At 73.5% G+C, this 20,936-nt stretch carries 16 protein-coding genes; 5 read left to right on the plus strand and 11 right to left on the minus strand.

Annotated elements, in window-relative coordinates; genetic code table 11:
• Positions 1-103: 103 nt before the first annotated feature.
• Positions 104-3,985: an ABC transporter ATP-binding protein gene (locus tag EF903_RS06000; protein ID WP_312845887.1), complete on the minus strand. Its 3,882-nt coding sequence runs from the start codon at positions 3,983-3,985 to the stop codon at positions 104-106.
• Positions 3,986-4,202: 217 nt separating this feature from the next.
• On the opposite strand from EF903_RS06000, the gene EF903_RS06005 reads away from it, so the two are divergent.
• On the plus strand, positions 4,203-5,126 hold the full coding sequence (locus EF903_RS06005; protein ID WP_125541653.1) for a hypothetical protein: 924 nt from the start codon (positions 4,203-4,205) through the stop codon (positions 5,124-5,126).
• Here EF903_RS06005 and EF903_RS06010 read toward each other — a convergent pair.
• From EF903_RS06010 to speB, 7 genes are all read right to left on the minus strand, one after another.
• Complete coding sequence (locus EF903_RS06010) at positions 5,116-5,790, minus strand: hypothetical protein (protein ID WP_125541655.1); 675 nt, start codon at positions 5,788-5,790, stop codon at positions 5,116-5,118. The two genes, EF903_RS06005 and EF903_RS06010, sit on opposite strands and share 11 nt — an antisense overlap.
• 119 nt (positions 5,791-5,909) lie before the next feature.
• The gene (locus EF903_RS06015; RefSeq protein ID WP_125541658.1) at positions 5,910-6,674 is read right to left on the minus strand and encodes a GntR family transcriptional regulator; all 765 of its coding nucleotides are present in this window, start codon (positions 6,672-6,674) and stop codon (positions 5,910-5,912) included.
• A 265-nt stretch (positions 6,675-6,939) separates the two neighbouring features.
• Positions 6,940-7,599: a hypothetical protein gene (locus tag EF903_RS06020; RefSeq protein WP_125541661.1), complete on the minus strand. Its 660-nt coding sequence runs from the start codon at positions 7,597-7,599 to the stop codon at positions 6,940-6,942.
• 1 nt (position 7,600) lies between these two features.
• A complete protein-coding gene (locus tag EF903_RS06025; protein WP_125541664.1) occupies positions 7,601-9,748 on the minus strand; it encodes a DUF6571 family protein in 2,148 nt (715 codons plus the stop codon).
• A 14-nt stretch (positions 9,749-9,762) separates the two neighbouring features.
• Positions 9,763-10,206, minus strand: coding sequence for a hypothetical protein (locus EF903_RS06030; protein ID WP_260614876.1), 444 nt, complete (start codon positions 10,204-10,206; stop codon positions 9,763-9,765).
• A gap of 59 nt (positions 10,207-10,265) precedes the next feature.
• Complete coding sequence (locus tag EF903_RS06035; RefSeq protein ID WP_125541667.1) at positions 10,266-11,951, minus strand: thiamine pyrophosphate-binding protein; 1,686 nt, start codon at positions 11,949-11,951, stop codon at positions 10,266-10,268.
• A gap of 43 nt (positions 11,952-11,994) precedes the next feature.
• Positions 11,995-12,963: an agmatinase gene (gene speB / locus EF903_RS06040; protein WP_125541670.1), complete on the minus strand. Its 969-nt coding sequence runs from the start codon at positions 12,961-12,963 to the stop codon at positions 11,995-11,997.
• 114 nt (positions 12,964-13,077) lie between these two features.
• Here speB and EF903_RS06045 point away from each other — a divergent pair, with 114 nt between their 5' ends.
• Positions 13,078-14,292, plus strand: a complete 1,215-nt coding sequence (locus EF903_RS06045; RefSeq protein ID WP_260614877.1) for a helix-turn-helix domain-containing protein — start codon at positions 13,078-13,080, stop codon at positions 14,290-14,292.
• Here EF903_RS06045 and EF903_RS06050 read toward each other — a convergent pair.
• Positions 14,282-15,391, minus strand: a complete 1,110-nt coding sequence (locus EF903_RS06050; protein WP_399420224.1) for a serine hydrolase domain-containing protein — start codon at positions 15,389-15,391, stop codon at positions 14,282-14,284. The two genes, EF903_RS06045 and EF903_RS06050, sit on opposite strands and share 11 nt — an antisense overlap.
• Before the next feature lie 220 nt (positions 15,392-15,611).
• Here EF903_RS06050 and EF903_RS06055 point away from each other — a divergent pair, with 220 nt between their 5' ends.
• Both EF903_RS06055 and EF903_RS06060 read left to right on the plus strand, forming a co-directional pair.
• A complete protein-coding gene (locus EF903_RS06055; protein ID WP_125541676.1) occupies positions 15,612-16,769 on the plus strand; it encodes an acyl-CoA dehydrogenase family protein in 1,158 nt (385 codons plus the stop codon).
• A gap of 6 nt (positions 16,770-16,775) precedes the next feature.
• Positions 16,776-17,654 carry an acyl-CoA thioesterase II gene (locus tag EF903_RS06060; protein WP_125541678.1) on the plus strand — a complete coding sequence of 293 codons (879 nt, stop codon included), beginning with the start codon at positions 16,776-16,778 and terminating at the stop codon, positions 17,652-17,654.
• An 83-nt stretch (positions 17,655-17,737) separates the two neighbouring features.
• Here EF903_RS06060 and EF903_RS06065 read toward each other — a convergent pair whose 3' ends face one another.
• A complete protein-coding gene (locus EF903_RS06065; protein ID WP_125541680.1) occupies positions 17,738-18,565 on the minus strand; it encodes a phosphatase in 828 nt (275 codons plus the stop codon).
• Positions 18,566-18,621: 56 nt separating this feature from the next.
• Complete coding sequence (locus EF903_RS06070; RefSeq protein ID WP_125541681.1) at positions 18,622-19,200, minus strand: TetR/AcrR family transcriptional regulator; 579 nt, start codon at positions 19,198-19,200, stop codon at positions 18,622-18,624.
• Between the two features lie 98 nt (positions 19,201-19,298).
• Here EF903_RS06070 and EF903_RS06075 point away from each other — a divergent pair, with 98 nt between their 5' ends.
• Positions 19,299-20,915, plus strand: a complete 1,617-nt coding sequence (locus EF903_RS06075) for a carboxyl transferase domain-containing protein (protein WP_125541683.1) — start codon at positions 19,299-19,301, stop codon at positions 20,913-20,915.
• Positions 20,916-20,936 lie beyond the last annotated feature (21 nt).

Genomic DNA, 20,936 nt, shown 5'->3' on the forward strand with positions numbered 1-20,936 from the left:
CACCCGTACCCCCGTACGCGACGCGCACAGACGTACGACGCACGAGCCCCCCGGAAGGTTGCTCGGTGCACGTTCCGGAGGGCTGGTGGTGAGGCGGGGCGGCTCAGGCGGCGGCCGGCTCGTCCTCCCCGACGAAGGTCCGCCACAGCTCGGCGTACCGGCCCCCGCGGGCGAGGAGTTCGTCGTGCGTGCCGTCCTCCGCGACGCGGCCGCGGTCCATGACGACGACCCGGTCGGCGCGGGCGGCCGTGGTCAGCCGGTGCGCCACGACGAGCGTGGTGCGCTTGCCCGCCAGCCGGTCCGTGGCCCGGTTGACCTGCGCCTCGGTGGCCAGGTCGAGCGCCGCGGTGGCCTCGTCGAGCAGCAGCACGTCGGGGTCGACCAGTTCGGCGCGGGCCAGCGCTATCAGCTGGCGCTGCCCGGCCGACAGGTTGCGGCCGCGGTCCGCGACGGCGTGCAGGTAGCCGCCGTCCAGGGTGGCGACCATGTCGTGCGCTCCGACCGCGCGGGCCGCCGCCTCGACCTCGGCGTCGCTCGCGTCGGGCCGCCCGTAGGCGATCGCGTCGCGGACCGTGCCGGGGAAGAGGTACGGCTCCTGCGGGACCACGCCGAGGCGGCGCCGGTACGCCGTCAGGTCCAGCTCCCGCAGGTCGGCGCCGTCGGCGGTGACCCGGCCGCCCGTCGGGTCGTAGAACCGCGCCACGAGCTTGACCAGCGTCGACTTTCCGGCGCCGGTCTCACCGACGAAGGCCACGGTCTGCCCGGCGGGTATCCGCAGGCTGATTCCGGCCAGCGCCTCGCCCTTCTCCCCGCGCTCCTGCGCGGTGCCGTACGCGAAGCGGACGTCCTCGAAGGCGATCTCGCCGCGGAGCTCCCGCACCTCCCGCGGGTCGGCGGGGGCCGGCGTCGCGGTCGGTTCGCGCAGCAGCTCCTGGATCCGGCCGAGGGACACCGTGGCCTGCTGGTATCCGTCGAACACCTGGGACAGCTGCTGGACGGGCGCGAAGAACAGGTCGATGTACAGCAGGTACGCGACCAGCGCGCCCAGCGTCAGCGTGCCGGCCTCGACGCGGCCCGCACCGGCGATCAGGACGGCCGCGGCCGCCCCCGAGGACAGCAGCTGCACGAACGGGAAGTAGACCGAGATCAGCCACTGGCCGCGCACCCGCGCCTGCCGGTAGGCGTCGCTGCGCTCCGCGAAGCGGACCGCCCCGGCGCCCTGCCGGCGGAAGGCCTGCACGATGCGCAGCCCGGAGACGGACTCCTGGAGGTCGGCGTTGACGAGGCTGACCCGGTCGCGGGCCAGCTCGTACGCGACGACCGACTTGCGGCGGAAGAAGACGGTGCCGACGACGAGGACGGGCAGGGTCGCGAAGACGATCAGGGCGAGGCCGGCGTCGATGACGACGAGGGCGACGAGGATCCCGAGGAAGGTGAAGACGGAGACGACGGCGGTGACCAGCCCGGTCTGCAGGAACGTCGACAGCGCGTCCACGTCCGTGGTCATCCGGGTCATGATCTTGCCGGTGAGCTCGCGCTCGTAGTAGTCCAGGCCGAGCCGCTGGAGCTGCGCGAAGATCTTCACGCGCAGCGCGTACAGCACCCGCTCGCCGGTCCGGCCCGTCATCCGCGTCTCCGCGAACTGCGCCGCCCACTGGCCGACGACCACCGCCAGGGCCAGCAGCGACGCCGCCCAGACGGCGCCGATCGCGGCCTGCTCGACGCCCTGGTCGATGCCGTGCCGGATCAGGACCGGCAGCAGCAGCCCGGCGGCCGCGTCCGCGGCGACGAGCCCGAGGCTGATGGCGAGCGGCGCCCAGAAGCCGTGCAGCAGGCGGCGCAGGTTGTAGCTGGACTCGGCGCCCGCGGCGCGGGACTCGTCGACGTCCGGCTCGTCGTCGGCCGGTGGCAGGGCGGCCACCTTCGCGAGCAGCTCCGGCGTGGCCGGCATCCCGCCGACGGCGCCCGCCATGGTGAACACCGCCCCCGGACCGCCGGCCGCGGCCGCGGCGGCGGGCGCGCCGGCCTTCTGCGAGTCGTCCTCCTGCCGGCGCCACAGCTCGGGGGTGACCCCGCCGGCGACGCGCCGCTTGGCGTTGACCGGCTCGGCGTCGATCTCGGCCTCGACCTCGATGTCCTTCTCCAGGTCCCGCTCGTATCCGGCCGCCGCCCCCGGGGCGTCGGCGGTGCGGGGCGAGCCGGCGGCGAGGGCGTCGGGGTCGGTCAGCAGCCGGCGGTACAGCGCGGAGCGGCGCTCCAGCTCCTCGTGGGTGCCGATGTCGGCGAGGCGCCCGCGGTCGAGTACGGCGATCCGGTCGGCGAGCGCGAGCGTGGAGCGGCGGTGCGCGATCAGCAGGGTGGTGCGGCCCGCCATGACGGCGCGCAGCGCCTCGTGGATCTCGTGTTCGACGCGGGCGTCGACGGCCGAGGTGGCGTCGTCGAGGAGCAGCAGGCGCGGGTCGGTGAGGATCGCGCGGGCCAGGGCGATGCGCTGGCGCTGGCCGCCGGAGAGGGTCAGGCCCTGCTCGCCGACCTTGGTGTCGTACCCGGCGGGCAGGGCTTCGACGAAGCCCTCCGCCTGCGCGGCGCGGGCGGCGGCCCGGATCTCGGCGTCGGTGGCGTCGGGCCGGCCGAAGGCTATGTTCGCGCGGATGCTGTCGGAGAAGAGGAAGGAGTCCTCGGGGACGAGGCCGATGGCGGCGCGCAGCGAGTCGTAGGTGAGGTCCCGTACGTCGTGCCCGCCGACGCGGACGGTGCCGCGGTCGGCGTCGTAGAAGCGCGGCAGGAGGAGGGAGAGCGTCGACTTGCCGGAGCCGGAGGATCCGACGACGGCGACGGTCTCGCCGGCGCGGACGGTGAGGGAGAACCCGTCGAGGACGGGCCGCTCGGGGTCGTAGCCGAAGACGACCCCGTCGAACTCGACGGTCGCGGGCGCGTCGGCGGGCAGCTCGTGGGAGCCCTCCCGGATGGCGGGCTCGGTGTCGACGAGCTCGAACACGCGCTCGGCGCCGGCGCGGGCCTGCTGGCCGACGGTGAGCACCATGGCCAGCATGCGGACGGGACCGACGAGCTGGGCGAGGTAGGTGGAGAAGGCGACGAACGTGCCGAGGCTGACCTGCCCGCGGGTGGCCATCCAGCCGCCGAGGGCCAGCATGGCGACCTGGGCGAGGGCGGGGACGGCCTGGAGGGCGGGGGTGTAGCGGGAGTTCAGGCGTATGGTCCGCAGCCGGCCGGCGAAGAGCCGGCGGCCTGCGTCGCGCAGCTTGGCGGTCTCCTGCTCCTCCTGTCCGAAGCCCTTGACGACGCGGACGCCGGTCACTGCGCCGTCGACGACGGACGCGACGGCGGCGGCCTGGCCCTGCGCCCACCAGGTGGCGGGGAAGAGCCGCTTGCGGCTGCGCTGGGCGATGAACCACAGGGCGGGTGCCATCAGCAGCGCGACGAGCGTCAGCAGCGGCGACAGCCACAGCATGACGCCGAGGGATATCCCGAAGAGGAGGAAGTTGCCGACGGTCATCGGCAGCATGAAGAGGAGGCCCTGGATGAGCTGGAGGTCGCTCGTGGCGCGGCCGACGACCTGGCCGGTGGACAGCTCGTCCTGGCGCCGGCCGTCGAGCCGGGCGATGGTCGCGTACATGTCGGTGCGCAGGTCGTGCTGCACGTCCAGGGCGAGGCGCCCGCCGTAGTAGCGGCGTATGTAGGTGAAGGCGTAGACGAGCAGCGCAGCGCCGATCAGCAGGCCGGCCCAGGGGGCCATGGGCTTGCTGTGGTCGCCGATGACGTCGTCGATGATGACCTTGGTGACGAGCGGGACGAGGGCCGTGACGGCCATGCCGGCGAGCGAGGAGCCGAGCGCGAGGAGCACGTTGGCCTTGTACCGCCAGGTGTACGCCGTGAGCCGCCTGGCCCAGCCGGGGGCTTTCCCTCGCGGCCCGTCGTCCCTCGCCCTCGTCCCGGCTGTCTGCTCTGTCTGCGCCGCCGCCACGTTCTGCCTCCCCGTCGTCCGTCGCTGCCGCCTCCCCCAACGCGCCGACCGGCGGATTTCATCCCGCCGCAACATCTCGACGGTGCGGATGTGTCACGTCGGGCGCACGCGGGGCGCGGCCGTCCGCGTGAACGCGCCCGCGGCGCCGGGGCGGCCGGCTCAGCCGTGCGGCGCCGCCCCGCGTGCGGCGCCCGGCGGGCGCGCCCATGCTGGGCGCATGCCCGAGCCGCAGGAGCAGCCGCCGCCGGACGGGGGGCGCGACCGGGGGTCGGCCCTGGAGAAGGTGGCGTACGTCACGGCTCCGGCGACCGTCGTCCTCGGCCTCCTCTACTACTTCGGCCGGACGTACACCGACGCGTACTACGCCTACTTCGGCATCCCGGCGAACGATCTGCAGCTCTCCATGCACACCTACGTCGCCAAGAGCCCGACCGCCGTCTTCTTCCCGTTCTGGCTGCTGCTGGTCTGCGGGCTGGTCGTCCTGCTGGTCCTGGGCGCGGTGGGCCGGGCCCTGGCGGTGCCGGGCCGCGAGGCGGTGCGCCACAAGGTGGTGCTGTCGCTGCTGGCCGTCGGCATGCTGCTGGTCCTGGCCGGGTTCCCGGCGTTCTTCCTGGAGAGCCGGATTCCGCGCCTGCCGCAGGGGTGGGTGCGCGAGTTCCTGCCCTGCCTGATCGTGGCGCTGGGGGCCACGCTGGCGTTCTTCGCCGTCCAGATGCACCTGGGGCGGCCCCGGCGCGACGACCGCGACCGGGGGGCCCTGACGGGCGACCGCCTGTGGCTGGCGGGCGGCGCCCTGCTGATCGGGCTGCTCACGCTGAGCCTGTTCTTCGCCATGGCACGGTACGCGGCCCAGGCGGGCAGGACCGCGGCCGGCGGCCTCGCGGCCACGGGGTGCGTCGACGACGAGTGCCCCCGGGTCATCGTCCACTCGACGGTGCGCGTCCCCCACCACCTGGAGGACATCCGCTTCGTCGACACGGGCCCGGGCATGGCTCCGTACCGGTACCAGTACCGCGGTTTCCGGCTGCTCGCGAAGTCACCGGCCCGCTTCTACCTGATCTCCCACGCCCTCACCCGCCAGGAGCCCCGCCTGGCGGTGATCCCCGACGACGACTCCGTCCGGCTGGAGATCAGCCCATGATCGCGGCGGGCGGTTCCTCGGTGGGAGTGGCCTCCGTGGGCTCGGCGTCCTCCGTCGGCGACGGGTCCTCGGTGGGGGTGGCGTCCGTGGGCGCGGCGTCCCCCGTCGGCGACGGGCCGGTCGGTTCCTCGGTGCCGCCGGTGGTCTCGCCGGCGGTCGTCGCCTCGCCGATGACGTCGACCGTGTAGACCTCGCTGTCGGAGGTCTCGACGGTGACCTGCCCGCTGTAGCCGCCGGGTTCGGAGGCCACGTGCCGGATCACGACCGTGCAGCTTCCTTGGGGCGGCAGTTCGACGCCGGTGCAGCCGTCCTTCGCGAGGGACAGGTCCCCCTGGCGGAATCCCGCCGCCGCCCTCCTCACGGTCTCGCCCGCCGAAACGCTGGTCACGGTGTCGGCCTCACTCTTGGCGTTGGTGATGTCGAGGTTCCGTTCGACCGGCTTGCCCACGGGCGCGGTGGGCACGTGGACGGCCGGGCGGGACCGGTGGGCGCTTCCCCCCAGGAACAGCGTGTCCGAGGAGGTGCCGGTGCCGGACGGCTCCGCCGCCGTGGACGGCAGTGTGTCGGGCTCCGGGGTCGGAGCGGGTTCCTGGCAGGCGGTGAGGACGGCGGCCAGCACGGTCGCGGCCGCCGCTGCGGCGAGGCTTCGGGGGATTGCGGGCATGACGGGGTCTGCGCCTCCGCTCCCGGATCGACGAGGATCGGCTCACGGGTACGCTCCCACAGCCGCCACCGACCGCTCCCGGATCCCGGCCGTGACACAGCGTCATCACCCGAAGGGCGTCAGACGGCGTCGAACTCGTACTCCAGGACGTACGCGGCGGAGTCGAGCGCCATCTCGTTGACCTCGACGACCCGCCGGTCGGCGTCGAAGGCGGTGCGGCACACCAGCACGACGGGCGTCCCTGGCCCGAGGGCGAGCGCCTTGGCCTCCTCCGGCGCGGGCATCCGTGACCGGATCTCCTCCCGGAACCGCACGGGCCCCCGCCCGAGCTCGGCGAGCCGGGCGTAGACCCCGCCGGGCCCGGTGTCCGGCTCGGCGATGCGGGTGCCGGCGGCGAGGGCGGCGTCCAGGTAGGAGGTGGCCAGCATGACCGGCCTGCCGTCGAGGAGGAACTTCCTGCGGCGGACGAGGACGGCCGCCCCGACCGGAACCGCGAGGGCCGCGGCCAAGGCGCCCGGGGCGGGCTCCTCGGCGACGCCGAGCGGGTGCACGGTGACATCGTGTGCAGTGGCGTCGGCGGCCCAGATGGAACCGCCCGCGCCCCACACCTCGACGGCGAGTCGCTGGATCCCGCGGCGCCGGATGCCGACCTTGAACTCCCGGACGAAGACCCCCGCACCCTTGCGGGGCTCGACCAGCCCCTCGGCCTGGAGCGCCGCGAACGCCTGGCGGGCGGTCATCCGGGCCACGCCGTAGGTGGCCATCAGGTCGCTCTCACCGGGCAGCCGGTCGCCGGGTCCGTACCGGCCGGACGCAATGCCGTCCTTCAAGTCGGCGGCGATGCGCTGGTACTTGGGCTGCCGCTTCTGGGCGCCACGAGGCATGCCATCCCTCCCCGATCATCTCCGGACAGCCTAGGGGGCGGCAGAGGGCACGATTGGCTGCTTTCGCATACCTGATCACACAGTCGCGAACATATCTAGACACCCACACGCCACAGCCTCCGAATGGCGCTTCACTGAACACCTATCTAGATAAGTGGGTGAGGAACGTGGACGTTGCCCCTTCTGACGCATCGTGGCTGCTCCCCCCAGGGCCACGGCCCCCGCCCGCACGGCATCGGCAAGACGGTGTGGGCCGAGTTCCCCGTCAGGGGGTAGGGGCGGGGAGCGGCTTCACGGTCGGGGGCTGCTCCAGGGGCCTGTTCTCGCAGCCGAGCGCGTCGGTGATGTGGCGGGTCACGAGATAGGTCAAGGCCGCCCGCTTGTCCTTTCCGGCTTGGCTCCTGTCGGGCTCGGAGCGGACGAAGTGGAAGTACACGTCGGTGTACAGGTCCGCCTTCTGCGACTGCTCCACGAGGTCACCGGGCATATCGCACGGGACGAGCAGCTTCGCCATCGTGGCGCCCGCCACGACGCGCACACCGTTCACGTCGTACGCCACGTCGTCGCCGATCAGCGGCTTCCGAGGAGCGGTACGCGGCATCCACGCGTACGAGAAGTTGGCCCCGGCGTACCCCGTATCGCTTGCCGTCGCGAACCTGCACGCGAGGTGGTGGAACGTGTCCCGGTCGGGCGGCAGGGAACGCAAGTCTCGCTTCAGCTTGCGCACCAGCTCGTCCTTCGGCTTGCGCTGGTCCGTCGTGAACGCCTCGGTCTGCAGGATCTCCCGTAGGAAAACCGCTTCTTCGGAAGCGGAGGGGGCCTCGCACACACCCGCCGCCTTCTCTTCGGTGTCGTCCGAGCCGCATGCTGCCAGGAGCACCACGCACACGAGCGCAGCCGTCGAGCGGCCAAGCGTCCTGCGCACGTCAGGACCTGAGGTGCGCACGGGCGGCATCCCGACCGGTCGTGTACGCCTGGCCCATCTCGTTGCGGGCGTGCTTGAACGCAGGGTCCTCGGTGATCCCCTGCTGCCTCCCCCACGCATCAAACAGCTGGTTGCTCGCTTCCATGCCCGCCCCGTAGTTCTTGCTGGAGTCCTTCTTGCCCTGCTCCTCGGCCTCGTCCTTGACCCCTTCGAGCCACTGGTACTTGACCGAGTCGATCAGCGATCCGCCTACCGTGCCCACGACAGGGATCTCACCGATGAGCCCGTTGACGGCGGCTGCCGTGTGCTCCGACGTGCCTTCCGCCCACTTGACCGCGTCTTCTTCCTTGTCGCGGTAGACGTCTGCCCCGATGCCGTTCAAGGCACCGCTCGCCGCGCCGATGCCGTGCGCGCGGTTGTCCCAGTCCGCACTGACCCCGTGGAGGTCGCCCTTGTACGGGGCTGCCTTGGCCAGCTGTTCCGCCGCGTACGCCCGTTCCGCCTCGACCAGCAGGGCGAACGCCGGGCCGTCGTCGGCCACGCCTCGCATGACGCGGATCAGGCTGGCCTGGCCGACCGCGATCTGGGCCTTGTCGCCCGAACCGTGGATGGCGTCGCTGCCGTGGATGCCTCCCAGGTCCGTCTTCGATCCGCCCAGGATGTCGTGCGTGTCCCCCACGTAGTCGGCCAGCGCCTTCGCCATCGGCCGCCGCAGGCCCTCCAGGTCCTTCGGGAACTCGTCGCCGTCCATCTCCCGGTCGAGGAGGCGCACGGCGTGGTGCATGACCCGGGCCTGGCCTTCCGTGTGCGGGCCTGCCGGGCCGAGTTTCTCGCCGTCGGTGTGGCCGGTCGCCGCTGCCTGGAGGGCCGCGCCGAGGCCGGCCGTCTTGTCGCCGTGCATCGCCATCGGGGGGCCGTAGCCGGTGGAGACGTACGGGTCCGGCATGTCGCGTTCGGTGAGCAGGTATGTGAGGTGCTCGTTCTTGTTGCCGGGTGCCTCGGGGTCGAGGAAGTACGTCGCCGCGTCGGGGCTCTTGCCCATGATGCCGAGCAGGCCGTCCAGCGGGTCCCCGATCAGGTCGGGGCGCTGGGGGTCGTAGGCGTGGTCGTACATGTGCGGCTTGGACTTCTCGGCCTCGATCATGCCGTGGCCGACGTCGTTCAGGAACTGCCTGCCGTAGCCGTCGCCGTTCGCCATGAGGGTGACCAGCGCCTGATAGCCGTACGTGGGCCGCAGGCCCTTGGCGACGAGCTCGGGGCCGTGCTCCTTGAGCCCGTTCACGAACGGCTTGTACGTGTACCCGTCCGGGTCCTTGGTGCCGGAGGCGATCGTGCCGGCGAGGCCCGCGTTGATCGACTCGTGGAGCCCCCGTTCGGCGGCCGACGCGCCGCGCTCGTTCGACGCCAGGTGCATCTGGTCGGCGAGCAGGAGGGTGTCCTTCGCTCCCATGGCGTGCAGGTACGCCTCGGCGAAGTGCTTGTCCCGGGAGTTCTGCTTCAGGACCTCGTCGAAGTGCCGCAGTTCCTCCGGGGAGGCCTTGCCCTGGCGGATCCTGTGGGTGAGGGCGAGCGCCTCCACGGCTTCGACGTCGTTGACGGGCTTGGCGTTGAAGCCGAACATCGCGGTGCCGTCCGCGCCGGAGGCGTTCAGCAGGGCGGTCTTGACGTCCGCGTCGAATTCGGTGACGGCCTTGACGGTGTCGGCGATCCGGCGGGTCCAGGCGCGCTCGGTCTCCGGGAGGTCGGGGTCGTGCCGGAGGGCGTTCGCGGTGGCGGCGTCGGCCTTGGAGTAGTCGTAGCTCGCGACGCCCGCGTCGGAGACCTTCATGCCGGCGGCCTGCGCGTCCGCGACGGCCGAGGCGAGCCGGCTCTTGAGCTCGGTGAACCGGGCGTGCGCGTCGCGCAGCAGCGATTCCATGGCCAGCGCCTCCTTCTGCGCCGACGCGTACTCCTGGCGGGTGGCGGCGGAGCTGCCGGCGGCGGTGGTGGCGGCGGAGCCCTGCCAGCCGTTGCCGGCGGACACCTTCTGGACCTCGTCCCTGTAGACGTCCTCCAGGGTCTTGAACTGCGCCGCCATGGCTTTCCAGCCCTCGGCGGCGGTGGTGAGCGCGGACAGGTCCGTCTGCATGATCTCCGCGTAGCTCGGCACGTCCGGCCCGCCCCCTACAGTCCCGTGACCTTGGACTGCACCGGCTGGAAGCTCCGGCCCGTCAGCTGGTCGTTCCCGGTGAAGAGGGTGGACGCGCCGCGCAGGGCGGTCTTCTCCGAGGCGAGGCGGGCCATGAGGCGCTTGACCTGGTCGTCCCAGTGGGTGTGGGCCTTGGCCAGGCCGGCCGCGGTGTCCCAGCCGGTGAAGGCCTTGACCGCGGTCCTGGTCGGCTCGTCGGCCGCGTCCGCGGCCTTCGTCGTGCCGGGCTGGAGGACGTTCTCGATGGTGTTGGCGGCCTTCTTCTTCTCGGGAGGCGCCGTGGCCAGCAGGCCGGGCCCGCCGGGCGCCGCGCTGCCGCCGCCGGGGTCGGCGGCGAGCTGGTTCAGCCGCATCCGCGGCGGCGGGCCGTCGGGCGCCGCGGACTGCCCGGACCGGCCTGAGTCACCCTCGAACGACACCGCTCCCCCTCGCGTTCCGTGCTCGTGATCGCGGCCAACCTAGCGAGCGCGGCCCGGTCCTACACGTGGGTCGGGGCGAACATGCGGAGTTTGGCCGGAAGGACCACCACCGACGGGCCGGATGCGGCCAGGGCCTTCTCCAGGTCCGCGCGGAGGGCGTCCGGGGTGGTCGTGACGGCGGGGACGCCGAAGGACTCGGCCAGGGCGGCGAAGTCGGGGCGGGTGAGTTCGGTGCCGGCGGTGCGGCCGTCGAAGGCGTCGGCCATGTACTCGCGGAGGATGCCGTAGCCGCCGTCGTCGACGATCAGCCAGGTGACGTCGAGGTCGTGCTGGCGGGCCGTGGCCAGTTCGGCGAGGGAGTACATGGCGCCGCCGTCGCCGGAGACGGCGAGGACGGGGGTGCCCGGCTCGGCCAGGCAGGCTCCGAGGGCGGCGGGGAAGGCGTAGCCGAGGCCGCCCGCGCCCTGTGCCGAGTGCATGGTGTTGGGGTGCCGCGGGTCGAAGGCGGACCAGGCCCAGTAGGCCAGGATCGTCATGTCCCAGAACGACGGGGAGCGGGCGGGCAGGGCGGAGCGGATCGACGCCAGCAGGCCCTGCTCCAGGGCGAGGCCCTGGCCGGCGAGGCGGGCCTTGACGGCGGACAGGACGGTGCGGACGCGCTCGGCGGCGGCCGGGTCGCGTCGTTCGGCGACGGTCTCCAGGAGGGCCTGGAGGGCGAGGCGGGCGTCGGCGTGGATGCCGAGCGCGGTGTGGTTGGACTCCAGCTTGCCGGGGTCGGCCTCGATCTGGACGACGCGGCCGCGGGGGCGGAACGTGTGGTAGTTCGACGACAGCTCGCCGAGCCCGGAGCCGACCACCAGCAGGACGTCCGCGTCTTCGAGGAAGTCGGTGGTGTGGCGGTCCTCCAGCCAGGACTGGAGGGACAGCGGGTGCTTCCAGGGGAAGGCGCCCTTGCCGCCGAAGGTGGTGGCGACGGGCGCGTCGAGGCGCTCCGCGAGCTGTTTCAGCTTTCCGGCCGCGTCCGAGCGGATGACGCCGCCGCCCGCGAGGATCGCCGGGCGTTCGGCGTGCTCCAGCCAGTGCGCGGCGAGCGCGGTCAGCTCGGGGCGCGGGGCGAGCTCGTGCGGGGTGGCGTCCATGCCGGTGACCTGCGGGATGAACGTTTCGGCCCGCAGGACGTCCTCGGGGATCTCCACCCAGACCGGGCCGTGCGGCGCCGTCAGCGCCGACTCCCACGCCGCGGCGACGGCGGAGGGGATCTGCGAGGGGGTGCGGGCGGAGTGGACGGACTTGACGACGTCCCGGAAGGAGGCGGTCTGGTCGCGCAGTTCGTGCAGGTGGCCGCGGCGTCCGCCGCCGAGGCCGGCGGTCGGCACCTGCGAGGAGATCGCGAGGACCGGTGAGGAGGCGGCGGCCGCCTCCGCCAGGGCGGGCAGCGCGGTGAGCGCGCCCGGGCCGGTCGACAGCAGCAGCGGCACGGCCTCGCCGGTCAGCCGGCCGTACGCGTCGGCCGCGAAGCCGGCGTTGTTCTCCACCCGCAGCGTGACGAGCCGCAGGTCGGAGCGGCCGACCGCGTCGAACAGGCCGAGGGCGTGCTGCCCCGGCAGTCCGAACACGGTCGTCGCGCCGAGCCCGCGCAGCGTCTCCACGACCAGGTCCCCGCCCGTGCGGCCCGGCGGGGCGGCGAGGGCCGCCGCCCGCTGGGCGTCGGTGGGGCGGAGTACCAGGTCGTGGTCGTGCGTCACGCTGTGCGGGCCTTCCGTGCCGACGTGCCGAAGGGCGTGGCGCCTACTTGCCCTTCGCGGCCGCGATCTGGCGGCTCATGATGGTGGTCAGCTCGTACGCGGTGTGCGAGGCCGCGACCGAGGTGATCTCGGCGTGATCGTACGCCGGGGCGACCTCGACGACGTCCGCGGAGACCAGGTTGCAGGAGGACAGGCCGCGGATGATCTCCAGGAGCTCGCGGGAGGTCATGCCGCCCGCCTCGGGCGTGCCGGTGCCGGGGGCGTGGGCCGGGTCGAGGACGTCGATGTCGATGGAGATGTACAGCGGGCGGTCGCCGATGCGCTGGCGCAGCTGGTCGGCGACCTCGTCGGCGCCGCGGCGGTAGACGTCGGCGGAGGTGACGATGCCGAAGCCCATCTTGGCGTCGTCGTCGAGGTCCTGCTTGCCGTACAGCGGGCCGCGGGTGCCGACGTGGGAGAGCGCCTCGGTGTCGAGGATGCCCTCCTCGACGGCGCGGCGGAACGGGGTGCCGTGCGTGTACTCGGCGCCGAAGTAGGTGTCCCAGGTGTCCAGGTGGGCGTCGAAGTGCAGCAGGGCGACCGGGCCGTGCTTCTTCGCGACCGAGCGCAGCAGCGGCAGGGCGATGGTGTGGTCGCCGCCGAGGGTCATCAGGCGGGAGCCGGCGTTCAGCAGCTCGTCTGCCGCGGCCTCGACCGTCTCGACGGCCTCGTTGATGTTGAAGGGGTTCACGGCGATGTCGCCGGCGTCGGCGACCTGCGCCAGCGCGAAGGGGGAGGCGTCCTGCGCCGGGTTGTACGGGCGCAGCAGGCGGGAGGCCTCACGGATGGCGTTGCCGCCGAAGCGGGCGCCGGGGCGGTAGGAGACGCCGGAGTCGAAGGGCACGCCGACGACGGCGACGTCGGCGGAGCCGACCTCGTCCAGGCGGGGCAGTCGCGCGAACGTCGCGGGGCCCGCGTAGCGCGGGATGCGGGAGGAGTCGACCGGTCCGCGCGGCGTCTGCTCGGTGCTCATGGGGTGCCCTTCGTGAGGTCCTGCTGGTGCGGTCCTTCGAGCGTACGGCGCGGCCGGGAGGGCGCGAAGTGTACGTTTCCTCCATACGGCCCTGCTGACATGTCCGGAGTATCCATGGATGAATCCCGCACACCGGATGTTCCGGGCCCCGGCGGGGATCCCGCCTCGCCGGTGCCGCCCGTGCCGCGGGCACGCCTCGGCCAGTGCGCGCGGCACGGGCTGCCGCTGGTGGAGGTGCCACCGCGGACCCCGTTCACCGCGGTGGCCCGAGCCGTGTGGCGGCTGATGGCCGAGGCGCGGACGCGGGAGCTGCGCCGGGTGACCGAGGCCCAGCAGGCCCTCGCCGCCGCGGCGGCCCGCCCCGACCCGGTCCCGGCGGTGCTGTCGCGGCTCGCGGCCGGCCTCGGCGGGTACGTCGTGCTGTGGCCGGACGGCCGGGCCGCGGGCAGTCCGCCGCCGGCCGCGGCGGGGGCCCGGGAGGCGCTGGACGCGCTGCTGGCCCGGGTGGGGCGGCCCGGCGGCCCGGCCACCGCCACGGACCAGGCGGACGGCTGGCACCTGGCGGCCCATGCCCTGGGCCGGCACGCGGACCGGCAGGCCGCCCTGGGCACCGCCGCCCCGGCCCGGTCCCCGGGGGACCACACCGTCGCCTCGGTCGCGGCGGTGCTGCTGACGCTGCTCACCGCCGAGCGGCCGGCCGGGGAGCAGGCCGCGGCGCTGACCCGGCTGCTGCTGGGCGGCTCCCCCGCGGCGGCGCTGGGCGGTCCGGGCCCCTGGTACGCGGTCCACGCCCGCGGCGGTGCCGACCCGCGGGGCCTGGCTGCCGCGCTGGGCACCGTACTGGCCGATCCGGACGGGCCGGCCGTACGGCTCCTCACCGACCGGGATCCGGCCCCGCAGCCCGGGTGGCGGCTCGGGGTCAGCGCCCCGGCCGCGCCGGACGCCCTGGCCGTGGCCGACGCGCAGGCCCGCCGTGCCCTGGCCCGCGCCGAGGCGGCCCGTGCGTCCCTGGCCCGGCACACCGAGCCGGGCCTGGCGGGCCTCGTCGGCGAGGCCGAGGCCCGCGCCCACGCCGAGGCCCTGCTCGGGCCGCTCTCCCCCGCCCTGAGGGAGACGCTGCGCGCCTGGCTGGCCCGGCACGGCAGCTGGGACCGCACGGCCGCCGACCTGGGGGTGCACCGCAACACCGTCCGCCAGCGGATCGCCCGCACCGCGGCGCTCCTGGACCGGGACCTGGACGACGCGGACGTCCGCATGGAGCTGTGGTTCGCGCTGCGCACGGCGGCGGACGGGGAGGCGCCGCCGGCCGGCCCCCCGGTCAGCGGTTGAAGGCCGCCAGTCCGAACCGCTGGAAGATCGCCAGTCCGTCGCCCTTGGCGTCGGTGCTGTTGACGGAGTAGACGAGGGTGCGGGACAGGTCGCGGGTCGCGGCGACCACCGTGTGGTAGCCGGGCCGGGCGCCGGTCTTGCCCCACACCTCCTTGCCGTTCACGGTGAACCGCTGCAGGCCGGCGCTGCGCGTGGCGCCGGGGACGTCCGGGACGGTGAACATCTCCTCCAGCTGTGGCGCGGGGACGACGCGGCCGCGGAAGAGCGCGGTGAGGAAGCGCTCCATGTCGCGGGTGGTGGAGATCATGTCGCCCGCGGCGAAGCGGTCGGACATGTTCCACTCGGTGACGTCGACCGGCTTGCCGTCGATCAGCTGGTAGCCGCGGTGGTGGGGGCCGTGGATGCGGGGGTCGGTGCCGCGCGGGAAGGACGTGCCGGTCATGCCGAGCGGGCGGAAGATCCGGACCTCGGCCTGGTGGGCGTAGGTGTCGCCCGTGGCCTTCTCCACCAGCATGCCGAGGATCGTGTAGTTGATGTTGTTGTACTGCTGCCGCGTGCCCGGATCGAAGGCCGGGCCCTTGGCGGTGCCGGAGGCCACGGACTGCTGCGGGGTGATCGTCTCGAAGCGGTGCGGGTACTCCTCGGCGACGGTGTCGCCGAAGCCGTCGCCGCCCTGGATGCCGCTGGTGAAGGTGAGCAGGTGGCGGACGGTGACGGGCTTGGCGAACGTCGCGGGCAGCAGCCCCGGCATCAGCTGCTGGACGGGGGCTTCCAGGTCGATCCGGCCCTCGGCGGCGAGCTGGAGGACGAGCGCGGCGGTGACCACCTTGGTGGTGGAGCCGGCCCGGAAGCGGGCGTCCTCCAGGACCGGGGCGCCGGTGCGCAGGTCGCGGACGCCGGCCGCGCCCGTCCAGCGGCCGTTCCCGCCGACGCGGATGAGGGCGGCCGTCGCGTCCCGGTCCGGCACCCCGGCGAGGCCGAGGAGGAGGGCGGCGGCGAGGGCGGTGCGGGCAGGGCGGTTCATACGGGCTCCCGGTGGGTCGGCTCGGGGCGGTGCGGGACGGCTCCCATCCTGGTGATCACCGGCCGCCCGCCGGATCCTCCGCCGGCAGGAGCCGCCCCCTGCGGGAACACCCCCGCGCGGTCAGGGGAGTCGGCAGGGTCTCCCCCGAGGCCGCCGCCGGCGCCGCCACCAGCGGGGGTGGCGCTTGTCATACCGTCTGCCGAGCTCTGGACAGAGTCGCCAACTCGCCGGTAACTTTGGTATGAGCAAGCGCTTAGACACAGGCGGCGGACTGCCGCGACGAAGGGAGCCGGCCGTGCGCCGTACGGTGTTCAACGAGGACCACGAGGCCTTCCGGGAGACCCTCCGCGCCTTCATCGAGGCCGAGGTCGTACCGGTCTACGACGAGTGGTTCGCCGCCGGCCAGGCGCCCCGCGACTTCTACTACAAGCTCGGCGAGCTGGGCGTCTTCGGCATCAACGTCCCCGAGGAGTTCGGCGGCGCCGGCCTGGACACCCACAAGTTCGAGGCCGTCCTGTACGAGGAGACCTCCCGCGCGGGCGTCAACTTCGGCGGCTCCGGCGTGCACGTCCTGCTCGCCCTGCCCTACATCAAGATGCTCGCCACCGACGAGCAGAAGAAGCGCTACCTCCCGAAGTTCGTCTCCGGCGAGGAGATGTGGGCGCTGGCGATGACCGAGCCGGGCACCGGCTCCGACGTCGCGGGCATGAAGACCACCGCGAAGCTCTCTGAGGACGGCACCCACTACGTCCTCAACGGCGCCAAGACCTTCATCACCGGCGGTGTGCACGCCGACCGCGTCATCGTCTGCGCCCGCACCTCCGCCCCGACCGAGCAGGACCGCCGCTTCGGCATCTCCCTGTTCGCCGTGGACACCAAGTCCGAGGGCTACTCCATCGGCCGCAAGCTCGACAAGCTGGGCCTGAAGACCTCCGACACCGCCGAGCTGGCCTTCGTCGACGTCAAGGTCCCGGTCGAGGACCTGCTCGGCGAGGAGGGCAAGGGCTTCTACTACCTCGGCCACAACCTGGCCTCCGAGCGCTGGGGCATCGCCTTCGGCGCGTACGCCCAGGCCGCCGCGGCCGTCCGCTTCGCCCAGCAGTACGTGACCGAGCGCACCGTCTTCGGCAAGCCGGTCGCCCACTTCCAGAACACCAAGTTCGAGCTGGCCGCCTGCCAGGCCGAGGTGGACGCCGCCCAGGCCGTCGCCGACCGCGCCCTGGAGGCCCTGGACGCCGGCGAGCTGACCCCGGCCGAGGCCGCCTCCGCGAAGCTGTTCTGCACCGAGGTCGCCCACCGCGTCATCGACCGCTGCCTCCAGCTGCACGGCGGCTACGGCTACATGAACGAGTACCCGATCGCCCGCCTGTACGCCGACAACCGCGTCAACCGCATCTACGGCGGCACCAGCGAGATCATGAAGACGATCATCGCCAAGTCGATGGGGCTGTAAGACCCCTTGAGCAAGGCACTGACCGATCTCCTCGATCTGCTCGACCTTGAGCAGATCGAGGAGAACATCTTCCGCGGCCAGAGCCGCACCTCCCTGGTGCCGCGGGTGTTCGGCGGGCAGGTCGCGGCGCAGGCGCTGGTCGCGGCCGGGCGGACCGTGCCCGGGGACCGCACCGCGCACTCCCTGCACTCGTACTTCCTGCGCACGGGGGACGCCGGCGCGCCCATCGTCTACTCCGTGGACCGCATCCGCGACGGGCGCTCCTTCACCACCCGGCGGGTCGTCGCCGTCCAGCACGGCCAGCCGATCTTCCACCTCTCGGCGTCCTTCCAGACGTACGAGGAGGGCCTCGACCACCAGGTCGCCATGCCCGGCGCCCCGGACCCGGAGACGCTGCCCACGGCCGCCGAGGACCTGCCCGCCCACCGGCACCTGTTCCAGGACGAGGCCACGGTCGAGCGGCTGCTGGAGTCGCGGGCCGCCGTGGACCTGCGGTACGCCACCACCCCGCCGTGGGGCACCATCGGCGAGCCCGTCGAGCCGCGCTCGCAGGTGTGGTTCCGCACCGCGGGCAAGCTCGACGGGGACGACCCGCTGCTGCACACCTGCCTGGCCACGTACGTCTCGGACATGACCCTGCTGGACTCGGTGCTGCTCGCGCACGGCCGGGGCGGCTGGGCCGTCGGCGACGTGGTCGGCGCCTCCCTCGACCACGCGATGTGGTTCCACCGGCCGTTCCGCGCCGACGAGTGGCTCCTGTACGACCAGGACTCGCCGACCTCGCACGGGGGGCGCGGGCTCGGCCAGGCCCGCATCTGGACCCGGGACGGCCGCCTGGCCGTCACCGTCATCCAGGAGGGCGTGGTCCGCGTCCCGCGCGCCTGACGCACGGACCGGCGCGGCGCGCCTGACGCCCGGGCGCGGTGCGACAGCGCCCGGTCCGTCCGCGCCGCGCCGCGCCGGACCTCTCAGCCCGCGAGGCCGGCCGCGTCCAGCAGGTACGCGACCAGGGGGTCGTAGTAGCGCGGGTCGCGGACGTGGTCGTCCAGCGGGACCACCACCTGCACGGTGCCCTCGGCCTCGCCGAGGAAGAGCGCCGGGTCGTTGCAGTCCGCGTACCCCACCGCGTCCACGCCGCGCTGCGCCGCGCAGCCCGCCCAGCCGTGGTCGGCGACGACCAGGTCCGGCAGGGGCCGGCCCGCGGCCGCGAGCCCGTCGAGGATCGCGGCCATCGGCTCCGGGGAGTGGGTGTGCCACAGGGTGGCGCCCCGCTCCAGGACCGCGACGTCGGCGAACTGCCACACCGAGGCCTCGTCGGCGACGAGCCCGGAGGGGATGGCGACGATCTCGCAGCCCGCGGCCCGCAGCGCCGCGGCCGTCGCGCGGTGCACGTCCAGCAGGCCGCCCGGGTGCCCGGTGGCGAAGAGGACGCTCTGCCGGTCCAGGGCCGCCTTGCGCAGCCGGGCCGCCATCCGGTCGAGCGCGGCGGCGGTCAGCTCGGGGTCGATGGTGTCCTGGCCCTGCCGGTGCTCGGCGTCGTCGACGACGCCGCAGCGCTCCGCCATCACCGCGAGGACGTCCTGCTCGTCGCTCCAGCGGTCGCCGAGGTCGAGGCCGAGCCAGTAGTGCCGGTCGCCGTTGGCGAGGGCCCGGTAGTGGGCCAGGTTGTTCTCGCGGGGGGTGGCGACCTGTCCGGCGATCCGCGTGCGGACCAGGTGTTCCACCAGTTCGGCGCGGGTCGGTACGGACGTCGGTATCGGCACGGTCGGCTCAGTCGGCTTCGGCATGCGGCCCATTGTGCCGCCGCCCCGCCGGAGGCGGGGCTTCCATCCCAAGCGGCGGACCGGGCGCGTCACGCGCTCAGCGCCCCGAACGCGCCGTGCGCGAGCCGCCGCAGCAGCGACTCCGTGGCCTCCCGGCCGGGTGTCCCGAGGTGCGGGGTGGAGTTCAGCAGGCCGAAGACGGCGTGGACGGCGACGCGGACCTCGGCCTCGCCGACGCCGGGGTGCAGTTCGCGCACGACGGCCACCCACAGTTCGACGTACTGGCGCTGGAGCTGCCGTACGAGCTTGCGGTCGGCGTCGCGCAGCCGGTCCAGCTCGCGGTCGTGGAGGGTGATGAGGGCGCGGTCGTCGAGGGCGAAGTCTATGTGGCCGTCGATCAGCGAGGCCAGGACGGCGGCCGGGTCGCCGGCGGCCTCCTCGACGCGGCGCCGGCCGCCGGTGAGCAGCCGCTCGCTGATCCCGACGAGCAGCTCGGCGAGCATGGCGTCCTTCCCGGCGAAGTGCCGGTAGAGCCCGGGGCCGCTGATGCCCACCGCCGCGCCTATCTCGTCGACGCCGACGCCGTGGAAGCCGCGTTCGGCGAAGAGGCGTGCGGCCTCGCTGAGGATCTGCTCGCGACGGGTGGGTGCGGCCGCTGAAGTGCTCATGGGCAACCATTCTAGACAGGGCCGTTAGCGGTCGTTAACCTAGGCGCCACAGACGTTAACGCTCATTAACCGTGGATCCGAGCAAGGGAGCTCGACCGATGCAGCAGGCACCCGTGCTGACCAGCACCGCGGACCCGGCGTCCGAGGCCTGGCGCACCAACGAGGCGGCCCACCTCGAACTGTCCGAGGGGCTGCGCGCCCGCCTGGAAGCGGTCCGCCTCGGCGGCGGCGAGAAGGCCCGGGCCCGCCACACGGCGCGCGGGAAGCTGCTGCCCCGCGACCGGGTGGACGCGCTGCTCGACCCGGGTTCGCCGTTCCTGGAGCTCGCCCCGCTGGCCGCCGAGGGCATGTACGGGGGCGCGGCCCCGGCGGCCGGGGTCATCGCGGGCATCGGGCGGGTCAGCGGCCGCGAGTGCGTCATCGTCGCGAACGACGCCACCGTCAAGGGCGGCACGTACTACCCGATGACGGTCAAGAAGCACCTGCGGGCGCAGGAGGTGGCGCTGGAGAACCGCCTCCCCTGCCTGTACCTGGTCGACTCGGGCGGCGCGTTCCTGCCGATGCAGGACGAGGTCTTCCCCGACCGCGAGCACTTCGGCCGCATCTTCTACAACCAGGCCCGCATGTCGGGCGCCGGCATCCCGCAGATCGCCGCCGTCCTCGGCTCCTGCACCGCGGGCGGCGCGTACGTCCCGGCGATGAGCGACGAGGCCGTCATCGTCCGCAACCAGGGCACGATCTTCCTCGGCGGCCCGCCGCTGGTGAAGGCCGCCACCGGCGAGGTCGTCACCGCGGAGGAGCTCGGCGGCGGCGAGGTCCACAGCCGCGTCTCCGGCGTCACCGACCACCTCGCCGAGGACGACGCGCACGCCCTGCGGATCGTCCGCAACATCGTGGCGACCCTGCCCGAGCGGGGCCCGCTGCCGTGGGCGGTGGAGCCGGCCGAGGAGCCGAAGGCCGACCCGTACGGCCTGTACGGCGCGGTCCCCGTCGACTCCCGCACCCCCTACGACGCCCGCGAGATCATCGCCCGCATCACCGACGGCTCCCGCTTCCAGGAGTTCAAGGCCGAGTTCGGCACGACGCTCGTCACCGGCTTCGCCCGCATCCACGGCCACCCCGTCGGCATCGTCGCCAACAACGGCATCCTCTTCGCCGAATCCGCCCAGAAGGGCGCCCACTTCATCGAGCTGTGCGACCAGCGCGGCATCCCGCTGCTGTTCCTGCAGAACATCTCCGGCTTCATGGTGGGCCGCGACTACGAGGCCGGCGGCATCGCCAAGCACGGCGCCAAGATGGTCACCGCCGTCGCCTGCACCCGCGTCCCGAAGCTGACGGTGGTCGTCGGCGGCTCGTACGGCGCGGGCAACTACTCGATGTGCGGGCGGGCGTACTCGCCCCGCTTCCTGTGGATGTGGCCCAACGCCAAGATCTCCGTGATGGGCGGCGAGCAGGCGGCGTCCGTCCTCGCCACGGTCAAGCGCGACCAGATCGAGGGCGACGGCCAGGAGTGGTCCGCCGAGGACGAGGAGGCCTTCAAGGCCCCGGTCCGCGCCCAGTACGAGGAGCAGGGCAGCGCCTACTACGCCACCGCGCGGCTGTGGGACGACGGGGTCATCGACCCCCTGGAGACCCGCCAGGTGCTGGGGCTCGCCCTGACCGCCTGCGCGAACGCGCCGCTGGGCGAGCCCGGCTTCGGCATCTTCCGTATGTGACCTGCGACCTGTGACGTGAGG

Source organism: Streptomyces sp. WAC05292 (assembly GCF_003949955.1).
Lineage (GTDB): Bacteria > Actinomycetota > Actinomycetes > Streptomycetales > Streptomycetaceae > Streptomyces > Streptomyces globosus.

Bases quoted from the DNA above. Each gene is read 5' to 3' on its own strand.
- EF903_RS06075 (WP_125541683.1), top strand. From the start codon at position 19,299: ATGCAGCAGGCACCCGTGCTGACCAGCACCGCGGACCCGGCGTCCGAG.
- EF903_RS06005 (WP_125541653.1), top strand. From the start codon at position 4,203: ATGCCCGAGCCGCAGGAGCAGCCGCCGCCGGACGGGGGGCGCGACCGG.
- speB (WP_125541670.1), bottom strand. From the start codon at position 12,963: ATGAGCACCGAGCAGACGCCGCGCGGACCGGTCGACTCCTCCCGCATC.
- EF903_RS06065 (WP_125541680.1), bottom strand. From the start codon at position 18,565: ATGGGCCGCATGCCGAAGCCGACTGAGCCGACCGTGCCGATACCGACG.
- EF903_RS06010 (WP_125541655.1), bottom strand. From the start codon at position 5,790: ATGCCCGCAATCCCCCGAAGCCTCGCCGCAGCGGCGGCCGCGACCGTG.
- EF903_RS06015 (WP_125541658.1), bottom strand. From the start codon at position 6,674: ATGCCTCGTGGCGCCCAGAAGCGGCAGCCCAAGTACCAGCGCATCGCC.
- EF903_RS06045 (WP_260614877.1), top strand. From the start codon at position 13,078: ATGGATGAATCCCGCACACCGGATGTTCCGGGCCCCGGCGGGGATCCC.
- EF903_RS06070 (WP_125541681.1), bottom strand. From the start codon at position 19,200: ATGAGCACTTCAGCGGCCGCACCCACCCGTCGCGAGCAGATCCTCAGC.